Genomic DNA, 13,394 nt, shown 5'->3' with positions numbered 1-13,394 from the left:
GAGGCATAGCGCGCGCCCCATCCAGGCCGCCCGGCTCCCGGAAAGGGGCCCCCGGGCCGTCCTGGTGCCGCCGATGAGCCCCGCTTTTCCCCGGCTCCGGAGCCCGGCGGCGGGGCATTTCCTGGGATGTCCCGGGTCGGGTGGAAGAAACCCACCGGCGCGGAGGGAAAATGCGGCGCGTCACGCAACCGGGCCCGGGTCCGGACGACAATGCGTCATCCCCCCACCTCGAAGCCCGAGGGCCCGTCATGATCATCCCGTCCCGCCCGCTCTCCGCGACCCGCCCCTCGACGAACTCCGCGTCGGCTCCGGCCAACACGGCGCGTATCACCCCGAAGGCGTTCTCGTCGGTCTCCACGTTCGAGGCCGGCCCGACGGCGAAGAAGCCCCAGACGACGCCGACGCCTACGCCGCCGCCCGAGCCGCAGGTGCCGGTGGAGGACGTGCCGCCCAAGTCGGATCCTCGTTACGACGGCCTGAAGGACCAAGCGCTGATCAACGCGCTGCATGACGCGGTCAGCAAGCACAAGGACCTGGGCTACAACCAGGCGCGGAAGATCATCTTCACCACGCTCGACAACCACGACGGCAAGGTGAAGTGCGTCTACACGGGCAAGGAAGTGCAGACGAACAAGATTCCCAACAGCAACGTGATGAACACCGAGCACACGTGGCCCCAGTCCAAGGGCGCCACGGGCGCGGCGAAGGCGGACCTGCACCACCTGTTCCCCACGGACAGCAAGGCCAACTCCATCCGCGGCAACTGGCCCTTCGGCACGGTGAAGAACGTGAAGTGGGAGGAGAACGGCGCCAAGTTCGGCACCGACGAGAAGGGCCGCACCGTCTTCGAGCCGCCCGACGAGCACAAGGGCAACGTGGCGCGCGCGCTGTTCTACTTCTCCACCGTCTACAACAAGCACATCCCCGCGGACGACGAGTCCGTGCTCAAGCAGTGGAACCAGCTGGACAAGGTGGACGCGGCGGAGATCGCTCGCAACGACGCCATCGAGACCTACCAGCAGAACCGCAACCCCTTCGTGGACGACGCGTCGCTGGCAGACCGCATCGCGGACTTCTAGAGTCCGGGCATGTCCCGTCCGCTCGCGCCCTTGTGGGCGCTCGTCCCTGGCCGCACCGGTGTCCCCCTGATGAAGGTGGGGGGCACGCCCGAGGCGCCGGGGCCCCTGGAGTGGCCCGCCTGCGCGATGTGCGGCGGGCCCCAGCGCTTCCTCTTCCAGCTGCCGCACGTCGAAGGACGGCTGGACCTGGCGCCGCACGCGTCGGTCCACGTCTTCCAGTGCGAGAACCCCGACACTGCCTGCTTCCGGTGGGACCCGGAGGAGGGCGCCAACGCGGCGGTGCCGGTGAAGGCCGGCGCGCCGTCCGTGGGCGCGCCGCCGGGGCCGGTGGAGCCGTACGCGGAATGGACGCTCGGCTTCGAGCCCGCCACCGAGGACACCGAGGCCCTGTTGGTGGACGTCAACGAGGCCACCGAGGAGCAGCTCCAGGCGCTGGACCGCGCGCAGGCGGAGGCGCCCGAGAGCAAGGTGGGCGGCGTGCCCGGGTGGCTCAACGGCGAGGCCACGCCGGAGTGCTGTGACGCGCCCATGCGCTTCGTCGCGCAGCTGGCCGCGATGCCCTTCGGCCTGGACTTCGGAGACAACGGCCGGGGCTACCTCTTCCGCTGCACCCGGGAAGACTGCGTGCGCCCCTTCCGCTTCCTCACCCAGGGCGCCTGAAGCTTCAGGGCGAGGTCAGGTCCTTCAGGCGCTTCGCCATCAGCGTCGTGGAGTCCTCCAGCCACTGGATGCAGCGCTCCGGGTTCACGAAGATGCCCTGGGCCACTGCGTCGAGGAACACCGGCGGCACCCAGGCGATGAGGTAGTCCGCCGACTGGGTGGGGGATTCCGGGTCCTCGCGGAACATGCCGACCCAGGTGTCCCACGGGGGAAGGTTGTCCACGTCGAAGTAGCCCCGGGTCGCCAGCTCCGCTCCGCCGTCGCAGGTGTTGTCCTCAGGGAAGTAGACGATCAGCCGGCCCCCTTGAAGACGTCCGCCCTCGCGCGGTGGCAGGGCCCGCGGCGGCCTGCCCCGCAGGGCGTGGCGCCGCTCGCTGATGACCCGCTCCATCATCTGGAAGCGGTCGCCATCCACCATCAACCGGGGCTGGAAGCCGGGCGTGCGCAAGCAGAGGGCCGGCGTGTCCGGATCCGCTCGGGGGGCGCACCAATGCAGGGTCTCCTCAAGCACATCGAGGAGGGCCTCCCGCCCCCAGGAGCCATCCGGCACGTCGTACAGCAGGCGCGAGGGCCCGGCCTCGCGCCCAGGGGGGCGAGGGATGATCCTCACCGCTGCATCGCCTTGAGCAGCTTGTGGGCGTCCTCGGCGCTGAGCTTGCCGGCCTCCACCAGGTCCAGCACGCGGCGCATCTCCTCGTCGGGGATGCCCCGGGCCTGCTGCGGGGGCGGCTGGGGCGGCTGCGGCCGGTGGTGGTGCCGGGCGCCCGGGCCCGCCCAGGGCGGCGCGCCCCAGGAGTTGGCCCAGGCGTGGGCCCACTGGTTCGCGTGACGCTCCGCGCGCCGCTGCCAGCGCTCCGCCTGACGCTGCCAGCGCAGCGCGTCCTCCTCCCAGGCCTCCGCGTCCTCGCCGCGTGAACGGCCCGACTCGCGGATGCGCACCGAGCCCAGCTCCGTCTCCAGCAGAATGGTGGTCGCCGCCTGGGGGTTGGACGGGTAGCGCGTCTGCGCGGAGCCCAGCGACGTATGGGCGGAGATGTTCACGTCCAGCCCGGGCACCAGGCGCAGCTCCACCGCGCCCACCTGCGTCCCGATGCGGTGCTCGCCCACGTCCAGCGCGTCCACGTCCAGCTTCACCGCGCCCGCGGCGGCGTGGACGTGGAGGGTGCCACCCACGCGCTCGCCGATGATGCGGCCCGCGCCCGTGCGCAGCGTCAGCTTGCCGTGCACGTCGCGCAGGCTCGCCGTGCCCGCGTCGGTGTTCAGCTCCAGCTCGCAGTCCTTCAGGCCGGAGATGCGCACCGCGCCCGCGTCCAGCAGGAGCTTCGCGCGCACGTCCGGCGGCACGAACAGCTCCGCCTGTCCGCCGTGGCGCCAGAACAGGGACAGGAAGCCCGCTTCGCGCGGCACCAGCTCCACCTTCGTCACCCGGCCGTGCTCCTGGATGCGCGCCTCCACCCGGCCGTGCGTCACCAGGTAGGGCTTCTCTCCCTCCGGCAGCGGCGACACCACGAGCGTGGCGGCGGGCGCGTGCAGCACCAGCTCCGCGTGCTGTCCCCACGGAATCGCGTGGCGCTGGGTGCCGTCGCGAGAAGAAGACGAGGCGTCGGAGGACGGCGTGGCTTCAGGGTCCATCATGGGTGGTTACTCCCGTGCCTTCTTGAGACGTTGAGCGGCCTCGTCCGCGTCGATGAGCCCGGCCGCGAGGTCATCGAGAATCTGCGCCCGGCGCGGAGCGCCACGCTCCCGGGGCGGAGGTGGCGGCGCGGGAGGCGTGGGCGCCGGCGCGACTCCGGGCGCCTGGCCCAGGGCCTCCACCACATCGTCCAGCCTCGCCACCACCGTCGGATAGGAGAGGCCCAGCGCCTGCTCCACGTCCTTGATCTTCCCCCGGCACGCCATGAACACGCGCACGAACGCGAGCTGCTCCGGCGACAGCTGCTGCACCCAGCCCGTCGTGAAGCGCCCCTCCACCGCGGATGCGCACCCGTCGCAGCGCACCCGTTCGATGACGGTGCCGCCTCCACAGACGGGGCAGCGGGTGGGCACGGGCCAGGTGGACTTGGAATTCGTCATGGGTGGTTATTCAGAAAATCAATTTCGGGTTTGAGAATATTGATTTCTACGGGCTTGGCAAGGGCGGGAGTTCATTTCCAGGAAGGACGGACACTTCCGAGCCGGTGGCCACGAAGGCGGAGTGGGGCGTGCCCCGGAGGCACTCGGAGAAGGCGGGGCCGTAGAAGCGGGCCACGTCGCAGTCGAAGGCGGTCTCCCGGGCGCGCCAGACGGTCCAGCGGGGGTGCTCCACGCGGTACTCGGCGCAGCCGCCGTCGCGCTGGGCGGTGTAGCCCCAGTAGTGCTCGGTGATGAACTCCTCCTGGGAGCCGGGGGCGCTCTCTGCCGGCGTGCCGAGCGTCCGGGCCGACAACCGGTGCCAGCGGCCGTGGGACTTCCAGGCGTACTCGACGTGGCCGGGCGCGCCGGTGTCCGCGCCGTCCATGTTCACGGCGTGGCGCATGGGGTGCGCGACGTAGGGCTCGTTGTAGAGGACGCGCGCCACGGTGGCGATGGCGAGCCGGGGCACGATTTCGCGCACGAACACCACGCCGCGCCGCCAGCCCTCGGGGCCCAGGCGGCGCACGTAGAAGCGCAGGTTCACCTCATCGAAGTCCCGGTGGAACGGCACCGCGAGTCCCCGCACGCGCGTGTCGAGGAAGCGGAAGCCGACCATGCTCGCGAACGTGCGGCCCTGCCACGCGTCGAGCTCCGTGCCACGGGGGACGAGGGGCCGCAGCACCGCCGGATCCACCTCGTAGTTGAGCATCAGCAGGTACTTCCACGTCGCCGTCAGGAAGGGGCGCATGCGCGAGGTCTAGCGCGCACGCGACGCCCGGGCCCAGGGCCACCCCCTCGCGCGGCTTCTGTCGCGCAGAAGCGCGGGCCACCACGGTTCAGGGAACGGTGGGCTGCACCTGGGGCTTCCTGGCGGCGAGCCCCCGCTCCAGCCGCTCCCGCCACTTCAGCGCGGGCCGCTCCACGCCATGGTGCAGCGCGAGCGAGGCGAGCAGCACCGCCACGGCGCCGGCCAGCACCGTGACGACTTGGAACGCGTCCATGCCATGGGGCGCCAGCGCGTCCCTCACGCCGTGCTGCACGGCCTTGTGCGTGAGGTAGACGGTGAAGCTCAGGACCGCGAAGGTCTTCACGCCCGGGATGCGCGCACAGACGCGCGAGGCCGAGGGGCCCGCCAGCGCCATCAGCAGCGCCGCGAAGCCCAGCGCGGCCAGGGGGAACGCCAGCAGGACATAGGGGAGGTAACGGAAGTGTTCCTCGTTGATGTAGAGCACGCCGCCCAGGCACGCGAGCCCCACGACGGCCATCCCCCACGCGCGGGCCCCCCGGGTCCAGCGCTCCCAGGCCCGGGGCCGGAAGACGCGCAGGGCCGCGAGCAGCACGCCGCACGTCAGCCCGTCGAGCCGCGCGTAGGTCGGGTAGTAGAGCAGCATGTCGAAGTCGCGCCACCCCTGCTCGCCCGGTCCGAGCGCGGAGAAGTGGTGCTGCCACAGCGCACCGCGCAGGAGCATCCCTCCGCCCATCACGGCCGCGGCGATCGCGATGAGGGACGGCGCGCGAAGGCGTCCCCGCAGCGCGAGCACGGTGAGCGGCAGCACCAGGTAGAAGTGCTCCTCCACGCATAGCGACCACGCGTGGGAGAAGCCGTTGATGCGCAGGCCGAAGTTCTGCGTGAAGGTGAGGAAGCGCCACGCGGGCGTCTCCAGGGGCCGCTCGGTCCAGGCCGGCACGAAGAGGTAGAGGCCCAGCACGACGAGGAAGGACGGGAGGATGCGCAGCGAGCGCCGCAGATAGAAGCGCCGTAGGGACGGCGTCTCCCCGCGAGACACCGGCTCCAGGAGCTGCGAGCCGATGAGGAAGCCGCTGAGCACGAAGAACAGCTCCACGCCCGTCCAGCCGAAGTTGGCGAACGTCTGGTAGGCCTCGTGCCCCTGGGGGCGGGGATAGTGGAAGACGACGACGACGAGGATGGCCAGGCACCGGAGCAGGTCCAGGCCGGCCAGATGGCGCGGTTCGGTGGCGTTCAGCGGAGTCGGCTTTCAGCGGGGGGGATGCCTCCGATGCTAGCAAGGTGCATCCGGGCTGCCAGAGACACGCCGCACAACCCGCGCCGGCCACGCGTTCACGCAGGCCTCCCGCCCGAACACGCCTCAACGAAATGAGAAGGTGAGAACCGGTTGGAGCGCCCCGTTCCGCCCGGGCCGCGAAAACCTGTAGGACAGTCGGACAGGTTTTGCAGAACCGCCTCCGGGGAGGCCTCTTGGGCGCCCTCGGCTTCATGCTTCGGACGGCGCATGGGGCGCGTCTGGCATGCTCGGTGCCCCCTTTGGCTTCTCCCTAGAATCCGGCCCTTGGGGGTCAGGGCGTCTGGGCATCCAGGTCCTCCACCCTTGCTCCCAAGCGCGTCGGCACGCGTGCCAGGATTCGGAACTCCCTGGCTGAACGCTCGGTGTGGATGTCCGCGCCGTTCATCGCGGTCGTGCACCAGGTGTGCAGTTCGCGCAGCGCTCCGGCGAGGAAGGCCTCCCGCGTGGCCCTGCGCTGCACCTTGCCGCTCGACGTCTTGGGCAGGCTCCCGGGCTCGATGAGCACCACCGCTCGGGGCCTCACCTCGTGCACCGTGGCCAGACGTCCGCGGATGGCGCCCAGCACCGGCGCCACCTCGCCGTCCCACTTGCGTGCATCCACCTCCTGCACCACGACGAGGTGCTCCTCGCCGTCCACCTCCACGCCGAAGGCCACGCCGCAGCCGGGCCTGAGCGCGGGGTGGCTCTCCTCCACCACCGACTCCAGGTCCTGCGGGTACAGGTTGCGGCCTCGCACGATGATCAGGTCCTTCTGCCGCCCCGTGACGTACAGCTCGCCGTCGTCCAGGAAGCCCAGGTCCCCGGTCCGCAGGTAGGGCCCGTCCCCTTGCGCGGTCCTTGCCTGGAAGACCCTCGCGGACTCCTCCTCGCGCCTCCAGTAGCCCTTGGCCACGCTGGGCCCCTTCACCCAGACCTCGCCCACTTCTCCTGGCGGGAGCACCTGGCCAGTTTCTGGCTCCACGATGCGCAGGGATTGATCCGGCAGCGTCGCTCCGCTGCCCACCAGCGTCCGGGCCGCTCCAATGGGGGCCCTCGCGCTGCCTGCCTCCAGCGCGGCGGCGTCCACGTCCCGCAGGATGGGCGCGGCCTCCTTCGCTCCACCGGAGACGATGAGCGTCCCTTCCGCCAGGCCGTAGCAGGGGTAGAACGCCTCGCGCCGGAAGCCATGCGGTCCGAAGGCCTCCGTGAAGCGGGTCAGCGTGTCCGGACGGATGGGCTCCGCGCCGCAGAACGCCACCTCCCAGCGGCTCAGGTCCAGGCCCTCCCGTTCCGCGGGCGGGATGCGCCGCACGCACAGGTCGAACGCGAAGTTGGGCCCGCCGCTGCTGGTGCCTCCGAAGCGGGTGAGCGCCTCCAGCCACGCGCGAGGCCGCTTGAGGAACCTCAGCGGCGACATCAGCACCGTGTGGAAGCCCTGCGCCAGCGGCACCAGCACGCCGCCAATGAGCCCCATGTCGTGGTACGGCGGCAGCCAGATGACGCCCACGGTGTCGTCGTGCGTCTGGAAGGCGCGGCGGATGGCCCCCAGGTTGTGCAGCAGGTTGCCGTGGCTGAGCATCACGCCCCGGGGCGTCCCCGTGCTGCCGGACGTGTACTGGAGGAAGGCCAGCGTGTCCGCCGTCACGTCCGGCCGCTTCCATGCCGCCGCGTCGCCTTCCTCCAGCGCGTCCGTTGCCACCCACTTGAGCGCGCGCAGCTCCGGCGCGTCCGTGAAGAGCAGCTCCGCCATGGACAGGATGAAGGACGTGGTGAGCACCACCGTGGCCCCGGAGTCCGCGATGAGTGCGCGCAGCCGGGGCAGGGTGCGCTCCAGCCGCGAGGGGTCCGGAGGATAGGCCGGCACCGCCACCAGCCCCGAACACACGCAGCCGAAGAAGCCGCGGAGGTAGTCCGCGCCGGGGGGATAGAGCAGGACCGCCCGCTCCCCTTTGGCCGCGAGCGACTGGAGCGCGGCGGCGATGCGGTGCGCGCTGGATGCCAGCGCGCACCGGGTGAGCGTCACCTCCGCGTCGTCCTCCAGGAAGGTGTAGAGGCGGGGATCCGCGGGACGGCGGCTTCGCTCGTCGAGGAGGTCGATCAGCGTGATGGACATGCGCACCTCAATAGCTGCCGCCAATCATCAGCATGCCCGCGTAGCGGCCATCCCCCGCGCCAAGGTCCTGCGTGGGCGAGAAGTCCTGCCCGAAGAGGAAGCTGTAGGTGCCGCGCACCTCGGCCGTGAGCTGGGGATTGAACTTGTAGCGCACCCCCGCTCCCACGGGCGCGTAGCCCCCCGTGTCGTCGAAGAACCGGAAGAAGTTGCCCTCGCGCACCGAGTAGCGCTCGACGCCGATGCCCCCCAGTACATAGGGCTGCGCCCGGGTGTGGGTGAAGCCGACCGTGAGCGCCGCCTGCGCTCCGTTCCGCACGATGTCCGGCGTGCCGAAGAACGAGCCGTTCGCGACGGACAGGTTGCTCACGCCGCCGCTGTAGCCCAGCTCCACGCCCAGGTAGTCATTGGCGCGGTAGCCCACGAGGACGCCATACGACGGCCCCGGATCCAGGTTGGGCGCGAGCTTACCCGTGTAGCCCTCCACGCCCACTCCGAGGAGGAAGTAGGGGCCCTGCCAATCCACCCGGTCCACCCGCATGGGCGCGTCCGACGGCGGGTCCTGGGCCCTGGCGGCGCCACCCGTCAGTCCTGCCAGGCAGAGCCCCAACGCGATGTTTCGCCTCATGACCGCTCCCTCCATGTGTCTCCTGCGCAGCCAGAAGGTGACCTCCGGGGGAGGGGCGGACAACGAACGGACAGGCGGTACCCCGGAGGCCCACGGCACCCCGGAGGGCGGGGGTGGCGGCGCACGAGGCCGGGCCCCTGGCCGTCTCCCTGCCTGGCCCCTGTGACCCGCAGCGCGCGGCTTCCACCTTGAGCCGTACCCGGATGCCCGTGGCACCTCCTCCTTCGCGTCCGGGCCGGGAGCACTCCGCCATGAACGACGCCGCCCACCCCCCGTCCGTCGCGGGCCCTTCCACGACTTCAGGCCTCCGTGCCCGTGCCCAACGCGTCCTCGCGCAGCTGGGCGCGGTGCTGCCAGACGTGGACGTCCTCTACCGCGACCTGCACGAGCACCCGGAGCTGTCCGGCCAGGAAGCGCGCACGGCCGCCCAGGTGGCGCGCCGGCTGGAGGCGGAGGGTTACGAGGTGAGCCGGGACGTGGGCGGCCACGGCGTGGTGGGCCTCTTGCGCAACGGCGACGGGCCCAGGGTGCTCCTGCGCGGGGACATGGACGCGCTGCCCGTGGAGGAGAAGACGGGGCTGCCCTACGCGAGCCGCGTGCGGACACCGGAGGGCGAGCCGGTGATGCACGCGTGCGGGCATGACGTCCACACCGCGTGCCTGGTGGGCACGGCGGCGGTGCTGGCGCGCTCGCGCGACGCGTGGCGCGGCACGGTGATGGTGGTGGGGCAGCCGGCGGAGGAGACCCTTCAGGGCGCGAAGGCGATGCTGGACGCCGGGCTCTACTCGCGCTTCGGCACGCCGGACGCGGTGCTGGGGCAGCACACGGCGCCGCTGCCGGTGGGCACCTTCATGCACCGCGAGGGCGTGACGATGATGGGCTCCGCGCACGTGCGCCTGCGCCTCTTCGGCCGGGGCGCGCATGGAGCGCAGCCGGAGCTGTCCGTGGACCCCGTGGTGCTGGGAGCCAGCGTGGTGATGCGTCTGCAGACCATCGTGTCGCGCGCGCTGTCACCGCTGGAGCCCGCGGTGGTGACGGTGGGGTCCTTCCATGCGGGGACTCGCGCCAACGTGATTCCGGACGAAGCCGTGCTGGAGCTGACGGTGCGCACGGAGGACGACGCGGTGCAGGCGCGGGTGCTCGCCGCCATCGAGCGCATCGCGAAGGGAGAGGCCGCGGCGTCGGGCGCGCCGAGGCCTCCCCAGATGGAGGTGCTCAACCGCGGGCCGGTGAACCGCAACGACCCGGAGCTGCTTCGCCGCGTTCGGGACGCGCACGCGGAGTGGTTCGGGCGCGACGCGCTGGTGCCGGGGGTGCTCGCCAGCGCGAGCGAGGACTTCCCCTTCTTCGCCCAGGGGCCGGAGCACCCGGTGCCCATCGCGTACTGGTTCATGGGCATCACGCCGCGAAGAGCCTGGGAGGAGGCGCCGGGCGCGACGCCGCCGCAGAAGGCAGTGCACCTGCCGGGGCCGCACTCCAGCCACTACGCGCCGGACCGCGAGGGCTCGCTGCGCACGGGCTGCGAGTCACTCACCGTGGCGGCCCTGGCCTGCCTGCATGGGGGCGCCGCGTCCGTGGACCACTGAGAGGGCCCCCGGCCTGGAACGGGGCCGCTGGCCCGGCTGGCTCCCCGTCGCTTGCCCCCGCCGCGAGTGCCTCCAACTTGAAGGCGGACGACACTTCTGGAGGACATCCCGATGAAGCTTCCGCTCATGGCCTCGATGACCGCGCTCCTCTTGGGCGGCTGTGCCACGCAGACCGCGTCCGTTCCACAGGAGTCCCCGTCCGAGGCATTCGCCAGCGACGAGATGTCCTGGGACGCGGAGGAGTCTCCTCGCACGCAGGAGATGCAGCGCACCCATGACCTGAACTTCTACGGCACCGTGGGCGCCGAGGCCCAGGCCAACGCCGAAGCCACCGGAGGCACGGGCATCCAGAAGTCCTCGAAGCCAGAGGACTTCAAATGCGTGGACATCAACGAGGTGGGCACGGGCGGCTCGGGCAGCATCGACATGCGCGACGTGGACAACCTGGCCCCGGAGGCCGTGCCGTCGCAGAACCCCGGAGCGCGGTTGGACATCACTCCGGAGGCCTGGAACCGCAACAAGGGCATTGGCACGAGCCCCGTGGCGCCGTCCACCGGTACGCCTCCCGCCGAGGGCAGCGGCGGCGCCGGCCATTAGGCGCGGACGCCTCAGCCCTGCTGCTTCACCAGCCGGGTCAGCTCGCGGTCCAGCGTGGCCGCGAACTGCTGACGGTCCTGCGGTGAGAAGCCGCCGGGGCCGCCCGTGTTCACGCCGCTGTCGCGCAGCTCCTGCATGAAGTTGCGCATCGACAGCCGCTCGTCGATGGTCTCCGGCGTGAAGAGTTCCCCGCGCGGGTCCATCACCACGACGCCCTTGGGGACGAGCAGCGCGGCCAGCGGGATGTCCTGCGTGACGGCCAGGTCCCCGGCCTCCGCGGACGTGGCGATGTGCCGGTCCGCCACGTCCAGCCCTGCGCCCACCTGCACGGTAGACACATACGCCAGGCGCGGCAGCGCCAGCGGCTTGTTCGCCACGAAGACGATGGGCACCTTCACGCGCTGCACGGCGCGCAGCAGGATGTCCCGCACGGGCCCCGGACATGCATCGGCATCGACCCAGATTTTCATGCGCTCCATCCTCGCTGATTGACCCGCCCGGGTCAGGCGCGTTGACGCGTCATCTCCCGCGCTGACACGTCATGGACAGCCCCTGACGCGTCCGGCGGCCAGGGGGCCTCCGCGACCGTCCTTCGCAACCCCCAGGAATCATTTACGGCTTGTACTGGTATTTCCTGGTGTGCGGCTTGCAGTGGGGGCGGGGCATGCCCATGAGCCCGACCTACCGAATCCACCCTGCCATTGGCATCGCACGCGTTGGCAACAGCGAGGACTACTACCTGGGGCCGGTGACGGCCGGAGGACTGCCGCTGGAGAAGGATGGCCAGACGGAGGTGAAGGCCTTCCGCGACGCTCAAGGTGGCATCCGGAGGCAGGCGGCGCGCTTCCAGGTGTTTGTCTATGACGACCAGAGCCCGCAGGGCCGCCCGGTGGCGCTGGGGCAGGACGTCCAGGACGTCCAGTGGACCGTGCACGTGGCCAACAAGAAGGCGGCCTGGTACGAGTTCCAGCAGCTCTCCGGCGTGGACGGCAATCACGGGGGCCAGCCGCTGCGCAATCCCAGGATTGCGAGGGGGTTTCGCAATGCGCTGATCATCGACCCGGGGCCGCGCACCGTCGCGGCCCGGGGCTCCGCGGGGCTGCCGTCCTCCTCCGCCTTCGACGCGCCGAGCGCACCCCGCGGCTATCCGGTGAACTTCCCGGAGGCGGGCCTGGTCCCGGAGAACAGCGACATCACCACGCTGGGGCAGCTCTCCGTGGACGCCCAGGGCCGCATGGACTTCCGGGGCGGCTATGGGCGCTCCGGGTGCTCCACGCGGTGGATGGTCACCACGGCGCTGCTCAACACCGTCAACACCACCGATAGCAGCAAGTCCGACTACCTGCCGCCCGGCGCCGTCGGGTTGCTGCGGCAGATCGCCGACATCGGGTACGCCACGGAGGAGGCGTTCCGGGCGGCCATCATCGGCGTCCTCGGCCAGAACTTCGGCACGGCCCTGGCCCCGACCGTGGAAGCGATTGCGTACGAGCAGCCGCGCATCGACAACTACGCCAACAACAACTACTGGTGGGACGACACGTCGGACGGTCCCGTCAGCGCCCGCGTCGTCCTCCCGAACGGCACGCCCGTGGAGGCCACGCCCGCCTGGGTGATGGTGGCGCCGCCGGCCTACGCGCCGCAGATCCTCAACATGGTGACGCTCTACGACACCATCTACGACGCGCTCGTGCGCTCGCGGAACCTGGCGCCGGACCTCTACGGTCCCAACGGCTTCAATCCCAACTACGTGCCCAACTATCAGGCGGAGATCCGCCCCATCCTGGCGCGGCCGTCCATCTATCAATGGGTCGCCAACATCAACTCGCAGGGCACGGCGGGACATGACGGGGTGGTGCGGCAGGACGGGTCGCCGTCCAACTTCTTCGGCTACCTGCGCCAGCCGGGCCATGAGAACGACCCGACGCCGGGCCTGATGCCCAAGCTGGCCGGGGATGATCCGCTGCAGGGCGAGCCCAACGTCATCCCCAGCCCCCCGAGCAAGTACCTCACGCTGACGCGCACGCAGTACTTCCTGCTCCAGCAGTTCAGCCAGCAGGTGTACTCCAAGCAACCGCCGCCCGCGTCCACGCTGGGGCCCGGCGAGCAGTGGGACCGCGGGGTGCTGGAGAACTGCGTGGGCGGGCCGTTCTGCCCGGGCATCGAGATGACCTGGCTGTGCCGCGACCCGGCCATCTACGAGGAGCCCTTCCGCATCAAGCCCATGCCGTCCACCGGCAACTCGGGCCTCCAGTGGGACACCGAGCCCACCGCGGGCCACGGCCTCCAGCCGGGAGACGCCACCAAGTACATGGCGCTGCCGTGGCAGGCGGACTTCAACGAGTGCTCCAACCAGACCACCGACTACACCAACCTCTGGTGGTGGCCCGCGCAGCGCCCGTACTTCGTCTCGTACATGGAGGGCGGCCAGGTGAAGCAGGACTACTGGACGCGTCCGGCCGGCGCCAACTTCGTCGTCGACGAGACCATGGTCTTCAACTGGAAGGACCTGGGCTTCATCCTCAAGCAGTCCGGCACGGGCCCGCTGTTCCTGGAGGTCGAGCGCCGGCCGCTGGAGCACAAGGACGGGACGGCCTGAGC

General features: G+C 70.9%; 13 protein-coding genes. 5 read left to right on the top strand and 8 right to left on the bottom strand.

What is annotated here, in order from left to right; translation table 11 throughout:
* Positions 1 to 248 precede the first annotated feature (248 nt).
* On the top strand, positions 249 to 1,079 hold the full coding sequence (locus JYJ93_RS34665) for an endonuclease (protein ID WP_206798793.1): 831 nt from the start codon (positions 249 to 251) through the stop codon (positions 1,077 to 1,079).
* Between the two features lie 9 nt (positions 1,080 to 1,088).
* The gene (locus JYJ93_RS34660) at positions 1,089 to 1,739 is read left to right on the top strand and encodes a hypothetical protein (protein ID WP_206798792.1); all 651 of its coding nucleotides are present in this window, start codon (positions 1,089 to 1,091) and stop codon (positions 1,737 to 1,739) included.
* Between the two features lie 4 nt (positions 1,740 to 1,743).
* Here JYJ93_RS34660 and JYJ93_RS40385 read toward each other — a convergent pair whose 3' ends face one another.
* From JYJ93_RS40385 to JYJ93_RS34625, 7 genes are all read right to left on the bottom strand, one after another.
* Entirely contained in the window at positions 1,744 to 2,349 is a 606-nt protein-coding gene (locus tag JYJ93_RS40385) for a hypothetical protein (RefSeq protein WP_242544041.1), read from the bottom strand.
* A complete protein-coding gene (locus JYJ93_RS34650) occupies positions 2,346 to 3,374 on the bottom strand; it encodes a hypothetical protein (RefSeq protein WP_206798791.1) in 1,029 nt (342 codons plus the stop codon). The genes JYJ93_RS40385 and JYJ93_RS34650 overlap by 4 nt, the downstream gene beginning before the upstream one ends.
* A gap of 6 nt (positions 3,375 to 3,380) precedes the next feature.
* Complete coding sequence (locus tag JYJ93_RS34645) at positions 3,381 to 3,812, bottom strand: DUF2089 domain-containing protein (protein ID WP_206798790.1); 432 nt, start codon at positions 3,810 to 3,812, stop codon at positions 3,381 to 3,383.
* A gap of 46 nt (positions 3,813 to 3,858) precedes the next feature.
* Positions 3,859 to 4,599 carry a DUF2071 domain-containing protein gene (locus JYJ93_RS34640; protein ID WP_206798789.1) on the bottom strand — a complete coding sequence of 247 codons (741 nt, stop codon included), beginning with the start codon at positions 4,597 to 4,599 and terminating at the stop codon, positions 3,859 to 3,861.
* 88 nt (positions 4,600 to 4,687) lie between these two features.
* Positions 4,688 to 5,797: an acyltransferase gene (locus JYJ93_RS34635; RefSeq protein ID WP_206800603.1), complete on the bottom strand. Its 1,110-nt coding sequence runs from the start codon at positions 5,795 to 5,797 to the stop codon at positions 4,688 to 4,690.
* 370 nt (positions 5,798 to 6,167) lie between these two features.
* Positions 6,168 to 7,988 carry a fatty acyl-AMP ligase gene (locus JYJ93_RS34630; RefSeq protein WP_206798788.1) on the bottom strand — a complete coding sequence of 607 codons (1,821 nt, stop codon included), beginning with the start codon at positions 7,986 to 7,988 and terminating at the stop codon, positions 6,168 to 6,170.
* A gap of 7 nt (positions 7,989 to 7,995) precedes the next feature.
* Entirely contained in the window at positions 7,996 to 8,613 is a 618-nt protein-coding gene (locus JYJ93_RS34625) for an outer membrane beta-barrel protein (RefSeq protein WP_242544040.1), read from the bottom strand.
* Positions 8,614 to 8,864: 251 nt separating this feature from the next.
* Here JYJ93_RS34625 and JYJ93_RS34620 point away from each other — a divergent pair, with 251 nt between their 5' ends.
* Both JYJ93_RS34620 and JYJ93_RS34615 read left to right on the top strand, forming a co-directional pair.
* The gene (locus tag JYJ93_RS34620; protein ID WP_206798786.1) at positions 8,865 to 10,199 is read left to right on the top strand and encodes an amidohydrolase; all 1,335 of its coding nucleotides are present in this window, start codon (positions 8,865 to 8,867) and stop codon (positions 10,197 to 10,199) included.
* A 111-nt stretch (positions 10,200 to 10,310) separates the two neighbouring features.
* Positions 10,311 to 10,796 carry a hypothetical protein gene (locus JYJ93_RS34615; protein WP_206798785.1) on the top strand — a complete coding sequence of 162 codons (486 nt, stop codon included), beginning with the start codon at positions 10,311 to 10,313 and terminating at the stop codon, positions 10,794 to 10,796.
* Positions 10,797 to 10,807: 11 nt separating this feature from the next.
* On the opposite strand, the gene JYJ93_RS34610 is transcribed toward JYJ93_RS34615, so the two are convergent.
* The gene (locus tag JYJ93_RS34610; RefSeq protein ID WP_014394487.1) at positions 10,808 to 11,266 is read right to left on the bottom strand and encodes a YaiI/YqxD family protein; all 459 of its coding nucleotides are present in this window, start codon (positions 11,264 to 11,266) and stop codon (positions 10,808 to 10,810) included.
* Between the two features lie 200 nt (positions 11,267 to 11,466).
* Here JYJ93_RS34610 and JYJ93_RS34605 point away from each other — a divergent pair, with 200 nt between their 5' ends.
* Positions 11,467 to 13,392 carry a LodA/GoxA family CTQ-dependent oxidase gene (locus tag JYJ93_RS34605; RefSeq protein ID WP_206798784.1) on the top strand — a complete coding sequence of 642 codons (1,926 nt, stop codon included), beginning with the start codon at positions 11,467 to 11,469 and terminating at the stop codon, positions 13,390 to 13,392.
* Positions 13,393 to 13,394: the final 2 nt, after the last annotated feature.

It is taken from the genome of Corallococcus sp. NCSPR001 (genome assembly GCF_017309135.1).
Classification (GTDB): Bacteria; Myxococcota; Myxococcia; order Myxococcales; family Myxococcaceae; genus Corallococcus.
Note: the sequence above shows the minus strand (reverse complement) of the source record. Positions and strands in the feature narration are given on the sequence as shown.

Excerpts from the sequence above, each read along its gene's own strand:
- JYJ93_RS34665 (WP_206798793.1), top strand. The coding sequence starts at position 249 with ATGATCATCCCGTCCCGCCCGCTCTCCGCGACCCGCCCCTCGACGAAC.
- JYJ93_RS34660 (WP_206798792.1), top strand. The coding sequence starts at position 1,089 with ATGTCCCGTCCGCTCGCGCCCTTGTGGGCGCTCGTCCCTGGCCGCACC.
- JYJ93_RS34650 (WP_206798791.1), bottom strand. The coding sequence starts at position 3,374 with ATGATGGACCCTGAAGCCACGCCGTCCTCCGACGCCTCGTCTTCTTCT.
- JYJ93_RS34645 (WP_206798790.1), bottom strand. The coding sequence starts at position 3,812 with ATGACGAATTCCAAGTCCACCTGGCCCGTGCCCACCCGCTGCCCCGTC.
- JYJ93_RS34640 (WP_206798789.1), bottom strand. The coding sequence starts at position 4,599 with ATGCGCCCCTTCCTGACGGCGACGTGGAAGTACCTGCTGATGCTCAAC.
- JYJ93_RS34630 (WP_206798788.1), bottom strand. The coding sequence starts at position 7,988 with ATGTCCATCACGCTGATCGACCTCCTCGACGAGCGAAGCCGCCGTCCC.
- JYJ93_RS34625 (WP_242544040.1), bottom strand. The coding sequence starts at position 8,613 with ATGAGGCGAAACATCGCGTTGGGGCTCTGCCTGGCAGGACTGACGGGT.
- JYJ93_RS34620 (WP_206798786.1), top strand. The coding sequence starts at position 8,865 with ATGAACGACGCCGCCCACCCCCCGTCCGTCGCGGGCCCTTCCACGACT.
- JYJ93_RS34615 (WP_206798785.1), top strand. The coding sequence starts at position 10,311 with ATGAAGCTTCCGCTCATGGCCTCGATGACCGCGCTCCTCTTGGGCGGC.
- JYJ93_RS34610 (WP_014394487.1), bottom strand. The coding sequence starts at position 11,266 with ATGAAAATCTGGGTCGATGCCGATGCATGTCCGGGGCCCGTGCGGGAC.
- JYJ93_RS34605 (WP_206798784.1), top strand. The coding sequence starts at position 11,467 with ATGAGCCCGACCTACCGAATCCACCCTGCCATTGGCATCGCACGCGTT.